This window comes from Ensifer adhaerens (genome assembly GCF_028993555.1).
In the GTDB taxonomy this organism is placed as follows: Bacteria; Pseudomonadota; Alphaproteobacteria; order Rhizobiales; family Rhizobiaceae; genus Ensifer; species Ensifer adhaerens_I.
This window is the reverse complement of the sequence record NZ_CP118610.1, coordinates 3,809,854-3,824,756: the sequence shown is the minus strand read 5'-3', so window position 1 is coordinate 3,824,756 and position 14,903 is coordinate 3,809,854. Positions and strand designations below refer to the sequence as shown.

General features: G+C 59.6%; 12 protein-coding genes. 8 read left to right on the top strand and 4 right to left on the bottom strand.

What is annotated here, in order from left to right:
• Window positions 1-10: 10 nt before the first annotated feature.
• Entirely contained in the window at window positions 11-832 is an 822-nt protein-coding gene (locus tag PWG15_RS18425; RefSeq protein WP_104667951.1) for a pyruvate, water dikinase regulatory protein, read from the bottom strand.
• Between the two features lie 407 nt (window positions 833-1,239).
• Here PWG15_RS18425 and hemE point away from each other — a divergent pair, with 407 nt between their 5' ends.
• The 8 genes from hemE (at window position 1,240) to PWG15_RS18385 (ending at window position 10,332) form a co-directional block, all read left to right on the top strand.
• Window positions 1,240-2,271, top strand: a complete 1,032-nt coding sequence (gene hemE / locus PWG15_RS18420; RefSeq protein WP_275021980.1) for a uroporphyrinogen decarboxylase — start codon at window positions 1,240-1,242, stop codon at window positions 2,269-2,271.
• The gene (gene hemJ, locus PWG15_RS18415) at window positions 2,268-2,810 is read left to right on the top strand and encodes a protoporphyrinogen oxidase HemJ (RefSeq protein ID WP_275021979.1); all 543 of its coding nucleotides are present in this window, start codon (window positions 2,268-2,270) and stop codon (window positions 2,808-2,810) included. Before hemE ends, hemJ begins: the two co-directional genes overlap by 4 nt.
• Window positions 2,811-3,004: 194 nt before the next feature.
• A complete protein-coding gene (gene rho, locus PWG15_RS18410) occupies window positions 3,005-4,270 on the top strand; it encodes a transcription termination factor Rho (RefSeq protein WP_089044254.1) in 1,266 nt (421 codons plus the stop codon).
• A gap of 375 nt (window positions 4,271-4,645) precedes the next feature.
• Window positions 4,646-5,974: a tRNA uridine-5-carboxymethylaminomethyl(34) synthesis GTPase MnmE gene (gene mnmE / locus PWG15_RS18405; RefSeq protein ID WP_275021978.1), complete on the top strand. Its 1,329-nt coding sequence runs from the start codon at window positions 4,646-4,648 to the stop codon at window positions 5,972-5,974.
• 100 nt (window positions 5,975-6,074) lie between these two features.
• Window positions 6,075-7,958 (top strand): tRNA uridine-5-carboxymethylaminomethyl(34) synthesis enzyme MnmG, encoded by a 1,884-nt coding sequence (mnmG, locus tag PWG15_RS18400; RefSeq protein ID WP_275021977.1) that lies wholly within the window; start codon window positions 6,075-6,077, stop codon window positions 7,956-7,958.
• Window positions 7,955-8,596 (top strand): 16S rRNA (guanine(527)-N(7))-methyltransferase RsmG, encoded by a 642-nt coding sequence (gene rsmG, locus PWG15_RS18395; protein WP_275021976.1) that lies wholly within the window; start codon window positions 7,955-7,957, stop codon window positions 8,594-8,596. The genes mnmG and rsmG overlap by 4 nt, the downstream gene beginning before the upstream one ends.
• Window positions 8,597-8,611: 15 nt before the next feature.
• Complete coding sequence (locus tag PWG15_RS18390; protein WP_065376375.1) at window positions 8,612-9,406, top strand: ParA family protein; 795 nt, start codon at window positions 8,612-8,614, stop codon at window positions 9,404-9,406.
• 35 nt (window positions 9,407-9,441) lie between these two features.
• A complete protein-coding gene (locus tag PWG15_RS18385) occupies window positions 9,442-10,332 on the top strand; it encodes a ParB/RepB/Spo0J family partition protein (RefSeq protein WP_275021973.1) in 891 nt (296 codons plus the stop codon).
• Between the two features lie 187 nt (window positions 10,333-10,519).
• Here the strand turns inward: PWG15_RS18385 and holA are convergent, their stop codons facing one another.
• From holA to leuS, 3 genes are read right to left on the bottom strand one after another with little or no spacing between them, the layout of a single operon-like run.
• Complete coding sequence (holA, locus tag PWG15_RS18380) at window positions 10,520-11,554, bottom strand: DNA polymerase III subunit delta (protein ID WP_275021971.1); 1,035 nt, start codon at window positions 11,552-11,554, stop codon at window positions 10,520-10,522.
• An 11-nt stretch (window positions 11,555-11,565) separates the two neighbouring features.
• Window positions 11,566-12,099 carry an LPS assembly lipoprotein LptE gene (gene lptE / locus PWG15_RS18375; RefSeq protein WP_275021970.1) on the bottom strand — a complete coding sequence of 178 codons (534 nt, stop codon included), beginning with the start codon at window positions 12,097-12,099 and terminating at the stop codon, window positions 11,566-11,568.
• On the bottom strand, window positions 12,086-14,713 hold the full coding sequence (gene leuS, locus PWG15_RS18370; RefSeq protein ID WP_275021969.1) for a leucine--tRNA ligase: 2,628 nt from the start codon (window positions 14,711-14,713) through the stop codon (window positions 12,086-12,088). Before leuS ends, lptE begins: the two co-directional genes overlap by 14 nt.
• Window positions 14,714-14,903 lie beyond the last annotated feature (190 nt).

Sequence of the window (14,903 nt, the reverse complement as noted above, 5' to 3'; positions counted from 1 at the left end):
TCATTCCGCTCTAACGCAGCCGCGGACGCAGGGCAACGATTGCCGCTGCGGTTTCCTCGATCGAGCGGCGGGTGACGTCGATGACCGGCCAATTGTTGCGGGCGCAAAGCGAGCGGGCATATTTCAGTTCTTCGGTGATCGAAGCCTTGTCCGTATACTGGTCACCGTGAAAACCCTGCGTCGTTCCGAGCACCCGGTGCTGGCGCACCTGCGAGATACGGTCAGCCGTCGCAATCAGGCCGACGACGAGGGGCTTCGTCGCCTCCATCAATCTTTCGGGTAGCGGCACGCCAGGCACGATCGGGATATTGGCGGTCTTGATGCCGCGGTTGGCAAGATAGATGCTGGTCGGCGTCTTCGACGTCCGGCTGATGCCGACGAGAACAACATCCGCCTCGTCGAAGTCGGCGGGCAACTGACCATCATCGTGGTCCATGGTAAAATTGAGCGCGTCGATGCGGGCGAAGTACTCGGCATCCATCACATGCTGGGCGCCCGAGCGGCGGCGCGACGGTGATCCCAGATAGGACTGGAACAGGTCGATGATCGGATCGAGCACCGAGACGCAAGGGACACCCATCTCGCGGCAACGCCGATCGATGATATCAGCGAGTTCCCGGTCGACGATCGTATAGAGCACGATGCCGGGCGCGCCATCGATGGCGTCGAGAACCTGCAGCAGCTGTTTGCGGTTGCGGATCAGCGGATAGACATGCTCCAGCGCATGCGAGCTCTGAAATTGAGCGGCTGCGGCGCGTCCGGCTGCGATCAGAGTCTCACCCGTTGAGTCCGAAATCAGGTGGAGGTGGAAGTAGTTTTTCTTGTTCTCCACGCAATTCTCCTGGTGCTGTTGATAAGCCGGGATGAAAGACAGCTAACGACGCGGTGCCGATCCGGGCAAGTGGAAAACAGCCGAGTTATTCACAATTGGCGCAGTCGCGGAAACTGCTCCGCGGCAAATGTGGAAAAGACTCGCGACGATGACAAAGTGTCACGCGTATCAACGGCTTGTCCACAGGTGCAATCGAAAACGCGGATCGGCTAATGGTCTGAATCCAAATGCCTTTATTCGCCACTCTGCGCTATTGTCCCAGATTGCCTGGACGTTCCCCCATCGCGGCTCGTCACGATCGGCGGCCGTGGACAAGTTGGTGGGTTGTTTTAATCCTTGATACCCACCGACTCTAAGAAATAGAAACCTTCTAAATATCTTTGATTTTAAATTGGGAGAGATGATCCGTGACCGAAACGCGCAGAAAGGTTCTGGAGGTTTTGGCAGGGAAGACGGTGTCTCCTCCACCGGTGTGGCTCATGCGCCAGGCGGGCCGTTACCTCCCGGAGTACCGGGCCACACGCGCCGTGGCCGGAAGTTTCCTCGATCTCTGTTACACACCTGATCTCGCGGTCGAGGTGACCTTGCAGCCGATCCGTCGATACGCTTTCGATGCTGCCATCCTCTTCTCCGATATCCTGGTCATTCCTGATGCTCTGAAACGCAACGTGCGCTTCGAGGAAGGCCATGGACCACGAATGGATCCGATCGATGTCGATGGTATCCTGCGCCTGAAGCCGGAGGGCATCCCTGAGCACCTCCAGCCAGTCTTTGAGACGGTGTCGCGGTTGCGCGCTGAACTTCCTGCCGAAACGACGCTGCTCGGCTTCTGTGGCGCTCCCTGGACGGTTGCGACCTATATGATCGCCGGACACGGGACGCCGGACCAGGCCCCTGCCCGCCTCTTCGCCTACCGCAACCCGGAAGCCTTCGATCATCTGCTGTCATTTCTGGCGGATGTCTCGGCCGATTATCTCGTGCGGCAGATCGATGCCGGTGCCGATGCAGTGCAGATCTTCGATTCCTGGGCCGGCGTTCTCGGCGAGGAGGAGTTTGCGCGCTACGCCGTCAAGCCGGTGCAGCGAATGATTGCCTCGGTCAGGGCGCAGCGGCCGCATGCGAAGATCATCGCTTTTGCAAAAGGTGCCGGGCAGCTGCTGAAAGCCTATCGCCAGGCGACGGGCGCCGACGCCATCGGCCTCGACTGGACCGTGCCGCTTTCCTTTGCGAAGGATCTGCAGAAGGAAGGACCCGTCCAGGGTAACCTCGATCCGATGCGGGTCGTTGCGGGTGGCATTGCGCTCGAGGAAGGCATCGACCGTATTCTCGATGCACTCGGCGATGGACCGCTGATCTTCAATCTCGGCCATGGCATCACGCCGCAGGCCGATCCCGATCACGTGTCGGCGCTGGTCGCCCGGGTCCGCGGAGCACAATGATGGCCGAGAAGCAGACTGATCAGGCGCCCGGCAACAGGGCGCGGCTCAGGGCAGCGATTGCGCTTGGTGCTTTCGTGGCGCTTCTCGTCGGTCTCTTCGTCTGGCAGCCGGATGATTTCTATCTCTGGATCAAGGCACTGCACGTCATCGCGGTGATGTCCTGGATGGCGGCCCTACTCTACATGCCGCGCCTCTTCATCTACCACACCGACGCCGAGCCAGGCTCGGCGCAGTCGGAAACCTTCAAGATGATGGAGATGCGGCTGCTGAAGGTGATCATGAACCCGGCGATGATGATCTCCTGGATACTCGGGCTCTACCTCGCCTGGAGTGTCTATGGCTTTAAGGGCGGCTGGCTGCACGCCAAGCTTCTGTTCGTCGTCCTGTTGACGGTGGTCCACATGCGTTTCAGCCGTGCCGTCCGCGAATTCCAGCGTGACCAAAACAAGCACGATGCGCGCTATTGGCGGCTGATGAACGAGGCCCCGACGCTGCTGATGATTCTCATCGTGATCATGGTCGTGGTGAAGCCGTTCTGAATTTAATCGATTGGTGATTTGCAATAGTCGTTTCTAATTTGCGACAGCCCCTTGCAGGGTTTCACGTGAATCGCTATTTTCTGCCATCTCCTCTTCATGGCTTGTGACAAAGACAAGAGCCTGCCTCTTCCAGCCGCAGCTCCCCAACGAATACTCGCCATCTCTCCATTACCCATACCAAACATGGATCCTTCATGGCTGAAATGAAGCTACAAGAACTCAAGAACAAGACGCCGACCGATCTGCTCGCCTTTGCCGAGGAGCTCGAGGTGGAAAACGCCAGCACGATGCGCAAGCAGGAGCTGATGTTTGCAATCCTCAAGATGCTCGCGGCCCAGGATATCGAGATCATCGGTGAAGGCGTCGTTGAAGTGCTGCAGGATGGTTTCGGCTTTCTCCGCTCGGCGAATGCGAACTACCTCCCCGGCCCTGACGACATCTACATCTCGCCTTCCCAGATCCGCCGCTTCTCTCTGAAGACCGGCGACACGGTTGAGGGCCCGATCCGCGGACCGAAAGAAGGCGAGCGCTACTTCGCCCTCCTCAAGGTCAACACCATCAATTTCGACGATCCGGAAAAGATCCGTCACAAGGTTCACTTCGACAACCTGACGCCGCTCTATCCGAACGAGCGCTTCAAGATGGAACTTGACGTTCCGACGTCGAAGGATCTCTCGGCCCGCGTCATCGACCTGGTGGCGCCGCTCGGCAAAGGCCAGCGTGGTCTGATCGTCGCACCGCCGCGAACCGGCAAGACCGTTCTGCTGCAGAACATCGCTCATTCGATCACCGCCAATCATCCGGAATGCTACCTGATCGTTCTTCTGATCGACGAACGTCCGGAAGAAGTGACGGACATGCAGCGCTCGGTGAAGGGTGAAGTCGTTTCCTCGACCTTCGACGAACCGGCGACGCGCCACGTTCAGGTCGCCGAAATGGTGATCGAGAAGGCCAAGCGCCTTGTCGAACATGGCCGCGACGTCGTCATCCTGCTCGACTCGATCACCCGCCTTGGCCGCGCCTACAACACGGTCGTTCCGTCATCGGGCAAGGTCCTGACCGGTGGTGTCGACGCCAATGCGCTGCAGCGTCCGAAGCGCTTCTTCGGTGCGGCCCGCAACATCGAAGAAGGTGGTTCGCTGACGATCATCGCGACGGCGCTGATTGATACCGGCAGCCGCATGGACGAAGTCATCTTCGAAGAGTTCAAGGGTACCGGTAACTCCGAAATCGTCCTCGACCGCAAGGTCGCCGACAAGCGCATCTTCCCGGCGATGGACATCCTCAAGTCCGGCACGCGTAAGGAAGACCTGCTGGTGCCGCGCCAGGATCTGCAGAAGATCTTCGTGCTCCGCCGTATTCTGGCGCCGATGGGCACGACAGATGCGATCGAGTTCCTCATCGACAAACTCAAGCAGACGAAGAACAACGGCGACTTCTTCGACTCGATGAACACGTAAGAAGCGCTCGATATCCGACATTAGAAACCGGCCGACTTGATCGTTGGCCGGTTTTTGTTTCTCTAGAAACTTAGCCGGATTCCCTAAGGCACCGTTTCGGTTTCGCAACGATCCGGTCCTTAAAAAACGCAGCCGGAACTCCCAATCGCTTTCGCTGATTCACGTGAAACACAGCGATGCCATGAAACATGCGCGTCGTGGGACCTTGATCTTTCAACGCTGTTTCGGCATAAGCTCCCCGACCCTTTGAGATACCGTTTTCATCCGGCGTGAGCATGCTCCGCACAGTAGAACGATCAGGTCCGGAACTTCGACGATCCCCATTGTTTCGATCAGCTGAGGCAATGCCGCCTCTGCGGTCCTCCAGGTGAGCCAATGACTGCAACGCAAACGGTATATGCGCTTTCCAGCGGTGCCCTGCCCGCTGGTGTCGCGGTCGTGCGTGTTAGCGGTCAGCACACGGCGACGGTGCTTCGGACATTGTGTGGCGATGTCCCGCCACCGCGGACAGCGACGCTCAAATCGATTCGGTCTCGCAACGGTCTCGTGATTGATAGCGGCCTCGTTCTCTATTTCCGTGGGCCCGCGTCCTTTACGGGCGAAGACTGTGCAGAGTTTCAGATCCACGGTGGCCGGGCTGCGGTGAATGCCCTGCTCGAAGAACTCGCCAAGTTCGATGGATTGCGCCATGCCGAGGCCGGTGAGTTTTCGCGGCGGGCGTTCCAGAATGGAAAACTGGACCTGGTGGAAGTCGAGGGGCTCTCTGACCTGATTGTCGCTGAAACCGAAATGCAGCGTCGCCTTGCGATCGAGCATTCTGGTGGCGGGCAATCGAAGGTCTATGCGGCCTGGGCGAAGCGTCTCACCCATGCGCGGGCGATGATCGAAGCAGAACTCGACTTTGCCGACGAGGATGACGTACCAGGCTCGGTGAGCGAACGCATCTGGCAGGACATGTCAAAGCTCGCGCAGGAGATTGCTGCACATATCGCCGATGCGCCGATCGCCGAGATCATCCGGGATGGATTGAAGATCGTCATCGCCGGAGAGCCGAACGCGGGAAAGTCGAGCTTGCTCAATGCATTGGCGCAGAGAGATATTGCTATTGTCACGGAAATTGCGGGTACGACGCGTGACGTGCTCTCAGTTGACCTTTCCTTAGCCGGATTCTCTGTAAAACTCTACGATACTGCGGGTTTACGTGAAACCGAGGAACGCGTTGAACAGGAGGGTATCCGTCGTGCGCGAGAAGTTATCGAACGAGCGGATCTGATCCTTCTCTTGTCGGAGACAGTGCGCGGATTTGAATCTCTGTCGAATATCGCGTCTGACGCGACGCCTGTGTTGCGGGTGGCGACCAAGGTAGATCGGGATGATCGACGATGGTCCCTGGACAAGGCGGATGTCTTGATCTCGACGAGGACGGGTGAAGGCATGGATCGCCTTTTGGATTTGATCACCGCCCATCTCCCAGACCTTAGCGGCCGAACGTCCCTCGCCTTGCCATCACGTCGCCGTCATGTCGACAACCTGCGGCAGGCTCTTCGGGCAATCGAAGAGAGTTTGGCGGGAGAGCGTTTTGGTCTGGATATCCAAGCTGAGCAACTCCGCATCGCCGGAGACGCAATTGGCCGGATTACCGGCCGGGTGGATGTCGAGAACCTTTTGGATGTGATATTTTCCGAATTCTGTATCGGAAAATAGGCTGTGGATACAACGATACAACGTTTGCGAGTCCTTCGTTGTGTTTCACGTGAAACGATTCGCGCCGGTGCCGGGGTGTGCTGGCATGGAGATATGAACAATGAACCAGTATGACGTTATCGTCATTGGCGGCGGCCATGCGGGTTGCGAAGCGGCAGCCGCGGCAGCGCGCCTCGGCGCCAATACGGCGTTGATCACCCACAAGGCGTCGACGATCGGCGTGATGTCCTGCAACCCGGCGATCGGTGGATTGGGCAAGGGCCATCTCGTGCGCGAGATCGACGCGATGGATGGCCTGATGGGTCGGGTGGCGGATGCCGGCGGAATTCAGTTTCGCCTGCTCAATCGTCGCAAGGGCCCGGCGGTCCGCGGTCCGCGCACGCAGGCCGACCGACGCCTCTATCGCGAAGCCATGCAGCGCGAGATTAGCGCCATTGCCAACTTGACGGTGATCGAGGGTGACGCCTTCGACTTGATCGAGGCTGACGGCAAGGTTGGCGGTGTCGTCATGAAGGATGGCAGGACCTTTGCATCCAAGTCCGTGGTTTTGACCACCGGCACCTTTTTGAAGGGGCTGATCCATATTGGCGACCAGAAGATTCCCGCCGGCCGTGTCGGGGAAGAGCCTTCCGTTGGTCTTTCCGGGACATTGCTACGTTACGGCCTAAAGCTCGGTCGTCTGAAGACCGGCACGCCGGCGCGCCTGGACGGGCGCACGATCGACTGGGACAGAGTCGGCCGCCAAGGTCCCGATGAGGATCCGGTACCGTTCTCCTTCATGACCGACCACATTCTGAACCGCCAGATTGATTGCGGTGTAACCCGCACGACCGAAGCCACGCACAAGATCATTGCTGACAATATCGGCAAATCAGCCATGTATTCGGGGCAGATCGAAGGCGTCGGTCCGCGCTATTGCCCGTCGATCGAAGACAAGATCGTGCGCTTTGGCGAGCGTGACGGTCACCAGATCTTCTTGGAGCCGGAAGGTTTGGATGATGATACCATCTATCCAAACGGAATCTCGACGTCGTTGCCCGCCGACATCCAGGAGGCGTTCATTCGCACGATCCCTGGATTGGCGAATGTGACGATCCTGCAGCCCGGCTATGCGATCGAGTATGATCATGTGGATCCGCGCGAATTGAATGCGACGCTGGCGGTGCGGAAAATGCCCGGCCTGTTCTTGGCGGGGCAGATCAACGGGACGACAGGTTATGAGGAAGCGGGCGCGCAGGGCCTGGTCGCCGGATTGAATGCGGCATTGTCAGCGACCGACCGGCCGGAAGTGATCTTCAGCCGCACCAACTCCTATATCGGCGTCATGATCGACGACTTGACGTCGCGTGGCATCACCGAGCCCTATCGCATGTTCACCTCTCGTGCCGAGTATCGGCTGTCGCTCCGCGCGGACAATGCCGATGCGCGTCTGACACCATTGGCGATGGAACTCGGCTGTATTTCAGATGCGCGTCGTGCCCGCTTTGTCGACTGGCGGGCGCAGTTCGATGACGGACGTCAGCTGCTGAAGAGTCTTTCGGTGACGCCGGCGGAAGGCAATCGCCATGGTCTGAAGCTGAACCAGGATGGTCAGCGGCGCACCGCCTTCGAGATCCTTTCCTATCCGGATCAATCGATTTCTGCCCTGATGCCAATTTGGCCGGAGCTATCGTCGATAGGCGCGCGGGTGGTTGAGGGCCTGGAAATTGATGCCGCCTACGCCGTGTATATGGACCGGCAGGCGGCGGATATTGCCGGCATTCGTCGCGAGGAGAATTTGGTCATCCCTGACGGCTTTGACTTTGACAAGCTCTCCGGATTGTCCAATGAGTTGAAGCAGAAGCTGAAGCAGCAGGCACCGCGCAATCTGGCTCAGGTGATGAAGGTGGACAGCATGACGCCGGCTGCCGCGTCACTGATCCTTGCCTGGTTGAAACGTCAGAACGGAACCGTAGAACGGGAAGAAAAGGCAAGTGCACAATGAAAACGAGTCCAATCGATATGTTGAACGGACTGCGTGTTTCACGTGAAACGAATGAACGGCTGGAGCATTTCGCTCGTCTCTTTCAAAAATGGGCGAAGTCGATCAATCTCGTAGCGCCGTCGACGATCGAGGATCTGTGGCGCCGCCATATCGTCGACAGCCTGCAGCTGGTGCAATTGTCGCCCAAGCCAAAGACCTGGGTTGACCTCGGCAGCGGTGGCGGCTTCCCAGGTATCATCACAGCGATCTATCTATCGGAATTCGCCGACGGTTGGGTGCATCTCGTCGAGAGCAACAATAAAAAGGCTGCGTTCTTGCGAGTCGCGCTGGCAGAAACAGGTGCACGCGGTTCCGTCTATCCGATTCGGATCGAAGAAGCCGGCAAAGCAATTCCACAAGCGGATGCGGTTTCGGCGCGCGCTTTGGCCGATTTGACGCTGTTGCTCGACTACTCGGCTCCTTGGTTACTGTCTGACGAGCATAAGACGGTCGCCTATTTCCACAAAGGGCGGGATTACCAGCGCGAGATCGATAAAGCCATTGGCCGCTACCAGTTCGATCTGGTAAAACATCCAAGCGTCGTCGAGCCGGACTCTGTTGTGCTCGAGATCGCAAATCTATCACGCAAGGTTCAGTGATCGGCGAGCGGAAATATGTTTGGCGCAAGAAATCGGATCATCACAATCGCAAATCAGAAGGGCGGAGTTGGTAAAACGACGACCGCCATCAATCTGGCGACGGCGCTCGCGGCAATCGGCGAGCGTGTCCTCATTGTCGACCTCGACCCGCAGGGCAACGCGAGCACGGGTTTGGGCATTCAACGGCGCGACAGAAATCTCTCGTCCTACGAACTGATGATGGGGTCGCACGGGATCGGTGAGATCGCGCAGCAAACCGCGGTTCCGAACCTCTCAATCGTGCCTTCGACCATGGACCTTCTCGGCGTCGAAATGGAGATTTCGCAGGAGCCGGACCGGGTTTTCCGACTGCGCAAGGCTTTGGTCAGCCCTGCTGCGATGGAATATTCCTATGTGCTCGTCGATTGCCCGCCGTCGTTCAATCTGTTGACAATGAATGCCATGGCCGCGGCGCATTCCGTGCTGGTACCGTTGCAGTGTGAGTTCTTTGCCCTCGAAGGTCTGAGCCAGCTGCTGGAAACCGTAGACCAAGTCCGCCGGTCGGTGAACCCGTCGCTGGATATACAGGGTATCGTTCTGACGATGTTCGATTCGCGCAATAACCTTGCGCAACAGGTCGTCAGTGACGTCCGGACCCATCTTGGGGATAAGGTCTATCATACGCTTATTCCGCGCAACGTTCGTGTTTCCGAGGCGCCGTCCTATGGCAAACCGGCGATCCTCTATGATCTGAAATGCGCAGGAAGCCAGGCGTACCTACAGTTGGCATCGGAAGTGATTCAACGCGAACGGCAGCGCAAGGCTGCATAATCATTTCGGTAGCGTAATTTAAGTCGGGTGACGATATGAACGACGATAGCTCGAAGAGACGGCTTGGTCGCGGACTGGCCGCATTGATCGGCGAGATGGATCAACCGTTGCAAGCGGGTGCATCGGCCCCTGCCCCGGTCAATCCGGACCGGCGGGTGCCGATCGAGTTTGTTTCGCGCAACCCGCGCAATCCGCGCCGGCAGTTCGACGAGGCCGAACTTCAGGACCTTGCCAATTCAATTCGCCAACACGGCATTGTTCAGCCCGTTGTCGCCCGCACGATCGGCGCCGATCGATTCGAGATTATCGCTGGCGAACGTCGCTGGCGGGCAGCACAGTTAGCCGGATTCACCGAAATTCCGGTGATCATCCGTGACGTTGACGATCGCACCGCTCTCGAAATCGCGATCGTCGAAAACGTTCAGCGTTCGGATCTCAACCCGCTCGACGAGGCGCTCGGCTACGAACAACTGATCGCCGAGCACGGCTATACGCAGAACGATCTCGGCGAAATCATCGGCAAGAGCCGCAGCCATGTCGCCAACAGCCTGCGTCTGCTGAAGCTGCCAGAACCGGTGCGCGACATGCTGTCGGAAGGCACGCTTTCCGCCGGTCATGCGCGGGCGCTGATTCCAACATCGGATCCGGCGACATTGGCCCGTACGATCGTCGCCAAGGGGCTTTCGGTGCGCGATGCGGAGCGCATCGCCCAGAACGATATCCGCGCGCAGAACGACCCGAGTTTCGGCAAGACGGCACGCCGCGACGAAAAGGATGCGGACACGCTGGCGCTGGAACGCACCCTGTCGGACAGCCTTGGTCTCGAGGTCACCGTCAACCACAAGGCGTCCGGCGGTCATCTCCGCATCGCCTACAAGACGCTCGATCAGCTCGAGGAAATTTGCCGGCTGCTCGAGCGCCGCTGAGAGCCTAAAAGCTGCATTTTGAGAACCATCGAGGGGCGCGTCTTGGACACAAGGCGCGCCTTAAATTATTGATTTATCTACCTCTTCTTCGCGACCAGACCCGGTCAGCGGGCTCCTTCCGTGTCGGGGAATTTGCCTACAAATGTTTCTGAAAATGAATGACAGCGGAGGGGATTTCGCTGGTGCATCAACGCCGTGCGGATTGCACCGCTATTGCCATGAGGTTCTGCAGGACCAGGCTTTCTTCGAGGCTTGCGCGACTGCGGCTCTGGAAGATCGTCGTCTGAAGGCGGTTGAGTTCACGGCGTATCGCCGGCGCCGTCCACTGTTTCAGCGCAGCTTCGACAATCGGCTTGCGCCGAAAATGCAAACCTCGGCCGAGCGTTGCAATCACCTGCCCCGCCTGCTGACGACTGGTATCCATTTCGGCGCGCATCACGTCGAGTTGCTGAAATTGTCGGAGGCAAGCCTGGAGCACGAGAAACGCCGGCGTCTTCGACGTGGTGATCTTCTGCATTGCGTGCAGCAGCCCGTCGAGATCCCCCTTCAACACTGCGTCGACCGCGTCATCCACGGAAATGGCGCTGGCGTCGCCGACAATGTCGAGCACATCCTCTTCGTCGACGGCCGTCTTGCCACGGCAATAAAGGGTTAACTTGCGCAGTTCGTTGCGGGATGCCAGGCGATCACCACCGAGAGCCTCCACCAGACGCGCACGGGCAGCCGGTGTGATTCCAAGCTTCTCGTCGCCAAGCTCTTTGTCTATCAGCGCCTGCAGGCCGCGAACGTCGTCACTGTAGCAGGCGATACAGGCGACAGAGCGGGCCGTCTCGCCGATCTTGCGAAGTGCTGATCCCTTCTTCAGGTCACCGGCTTCGACAATCACGTAGCTTCCGACCGGCGGTTCGGCGGCGAGAAGCTGCAATGCGTCGACGAGTGATTTTTCGTTGGCCGCTCCCCGCACCCAGACGAGCTTTTCACCGCCGAAGAGGCCGATGGAATTGACCTCGTCGAGCAGCCGACCCGGCGATTGCGCCAGTTCGCTGACATCGAGCTTCAATACCGAAAAGGGATCATCCAACGGAACGCCGCAGCGCGAAGCGATGGCGGATGCACGTTCGGACACGAGCCCGCGATCGGGCCCGTAGAGAATGAACAACCGGTAGACTCCGGCGGACTTCTGGAGGAAGGAGTCGAATTCGTGCGACTTGACTTCGCTCATCCCGACACCGACTAGCGGCTGAGGGCCGCGGCGATATCAGCCCGGATCAGCTCGGCCAGTTCCTTTGCAGCGCGGTTTTCGCCGTCGCGAACGGCACGCACCTTGGCAAATTCCTGGACCGGGAAGTCGACAAGCGCGACCGCTGTACGGTTGCCGGACTTGATTGTCTCACCCGTACCGATCTTCGTCAGATTGTAGTCCGCCTTGACGACAATGCGACCGGCGCTGGCGCGGTCGACGCGGTCCTTGTTCTGATCATAGAGCACGCCCATGGCGCGGGTCGTGACCTCAAGCGACAGGTGATACTGCGGGTTCACCGGTTCGCCCTGCCCGCCTGCCACCAGGAAGATCAAAGCGTTGCGGACTTCCTGCTCGACGCGGTCGTCGGCATCGGAAATCTCGATCGCCGCCAGTGCCGTCGATGTGCCGCCAGGATCGGAATAGAGCGGCCTGACCTGGCAGCCGGCGAGCGCGGCCAGCAAAAGAACACCTGCCACCACCGGAAACGACCGGACGCGGGAGCCAGCTCTATCAGACAACGACATTGACGATCCTCTGGGGCACAACGATGATTTTCTTGGGGCTGCTGCCGTTGAGCGCTGACTTGACGGCATCGAGCGCCAGGACGGCGCTTTCGATCGCACTCTGATCCGCATCGCGCGCGATTGTCAAATCGGCGCGCTTCTTGCCGTTGATCTGCACCGGCAAGGTGACCTCGTTCTCGACCACCAGTGCAGGGTTGAACACCGGCCAGCCGCGCTCCGCAATCAGCCCCTCGCCACCGATTTCACGCCAGCATTCTTCGGCGAGGTGCGGCGTCATCGGTGCGATCAGATTGATCAGGATCGTCGTGGCGTCCTTCACAGCGCTGGCGAACGCCGTATCCGCCTTGCCGGCGGCAACCTGGGTCAGCGGCGCGGCAAGCGTGTTCACGAGCTCATAGATGCGCGCCACGGCCTTGTTGAAGGCGAGCTTGTCATAGTCCGCCTCGACGGCGCGCAGCGTCTTGTGGGCCGCCTGAGAAACGGCAAGGGCCTCGCCTTCCAGCGCCGGTGCAGCTTCGATCACGCGCAGCTTTTCGGCCGCCTCGCTGATCAAGCGCCAGGCGCGCTGGACGAAGCGATGCGATCCTTCCACACCCGCTTCGGACCAGATGACGTCGCGATCCGGCGGCGAATCGGAGAGAACGAAGAAGCGCGCGGTATCGGCACCATAGGAAGCGATGATGTCATCAGGATCGACGACGTTCTTCTTCGACTTCGACATCTTTTCGATCGAGCCGATGGCGATTTCCTCACCGGTTTCGATGAGTGTCGCGCGACGACGACCATCGGTCTCCTCGATGCTGATCTCGGCTGGCGTCACCCATTCGCGCTGGGCACCCTCGCCGCGGCTATAGGTTTCATGCACAACCATGCCCTGGGTGAAGAGGCCCTTGAACGGCTCGTCGATCGCGACATGGCCGGTTGCCTTCATCGCGCGGGTGAAGAAGCGTGAATAGAGCAGGTGCAGGATCGCGTGCTCGATGCCGCCGATATATTGGTCCACCGGCAGCCAGTGGTTGGCGACCTTGGGATCCGTCGGATTGTCTTCCCACGGTGCGGTAAAGCGGGTGAAGTACCACGACGAATCGACGAAGGTATCCATCGTGTCCGTTTCGCGGCGGGCATCCTTGCCGCAATGTGGGCAGGCGACGTGGCGCCAGGTCGGATGGCGGTCGAGCGGATTGCCCGGCTTGTCGAAGGTGACGTCCGGCGGCAGCACCACAGGCAGGTCGGCCTTCGGAACCGGTACGACGCCGCAGTCGTCGCAATGAATGACCGGGATCGGGCAGCCCCAATAGCGCTGACGTGAAATGCCCCAGTCGCGGAGGCGGAAGTTCACCTTGCGCTCGGCACGAGGCGTACCGTCGAGCGTTTCCTTCTCCAGTTTCGAAGCGACCGTCTCGAAGGCTTCTTCAGCGGACAGGCCGTCGAGGAAGCGCGAGTTGATCATCACGCCGTCGCCGATATAGGCCTCGTCGCCGATGGTGAAGGTCGCGGAATCGCCGTCTTTCGGCATGACGACCGGAACGACCGGCAAGTCGTATTTGCGGGCGAAATCGAGGTCACGCTGGTCGCCGGAGGGGCAGCCGAAGATGGCGCCCGTGCCGTAGTCCATCAGCACGAAATTGGCGACATAGACCGGCAACTCCCAGCTCGGATCAAGCGGGTGCCTGGCGCGAATACCGGTGTCGATGCCCTTCTTTTCTGCCGTCTCCAGTGCGGCGAGCGAGGTGCCGGCGCGGCGGCATTCGTCGCAGAATGCGTCGACTTCCCGGTTGGTGGCTGCCACCTGCTTCGCCAGCGGATGGTCGGCAGCGATCGCCAGGAAGGAGGCGCCGAAGAGCGTGTCCGGACGGGTCGTGTAGACGGTGACTTCGCTCGCGTCGCCTGCGGTGCCTTCAACGAGTTCCCAACGCAGCGACAGGCCTTCCGAGCGGCCGATCCAGTTCTTCTGCATCAGGCGCACCTTCTCGGGCCACTGATCCAGCGTGTCGAGCGCATCGAGCAGTTCCTGGCTGAAGTCGGTGATGCGGAAGAACCACTGCGTCAGTTCGCGCTGTTCGACCAGCGCGCCAGAGCGCCAGCCACGGCCGTCGATTACCTGCTCGTTGGCGAGCACGGTGTTGTCGACCGGATCCCAGTTGACCTTGGACTGCTTGCGGTAGACGAGGCCCTTTTCCAGGAAATCCAGGAACAGGTGCTGCTGGCGCTGGTAGTACGCGGGGTCGCAGGTCGCGAACTCGCGGTTCCAGTCGAGCGACAGGCCCATGACCTTGAGCTGCGCCTTCATCGAGGCGATGTTCTGGTAGGTCCAGCTCGCCGGATGCACGCCGCGTTCCATGGCAGCGTTTTCGGCCGGCATGCCGAAGGCATCCCAGCCCATCGGGTGCAGCACGTTGAAGCCGCGGGCGCGCTTGTAGCGCGCCACCACGTCGCCCATGGTGTAGTTGCGCACGTGGCCCATATGGATGCGGCCCGACGGATAGGGGAACATTTCGAGCACGTAGTACTTTTCGCGCGGATCGTCGTTCTCGGTCTGGAAGACCTCGTTCTTTTCCCATTCCTGCTGCCAACGGGGCTCGGCATCACGCGGATTGTATCGTTCGCTAGACATATCTTTTCGATGTTCCGGAAGTTCTGCGGCGCATAGGGAGCGCCTCATGATAGTTGGGGTGACCTTCACCACGAAACCGCCTGACGGTCAAGTTTTTGGAGGGTTTGCCGCGAGACTTTGGCGGATTTGAGCCTGCCGGTGTGGCAGTGGCCTTGGCAACCGGCTCAACTTTGCCTAAGCCGCTCGGTCA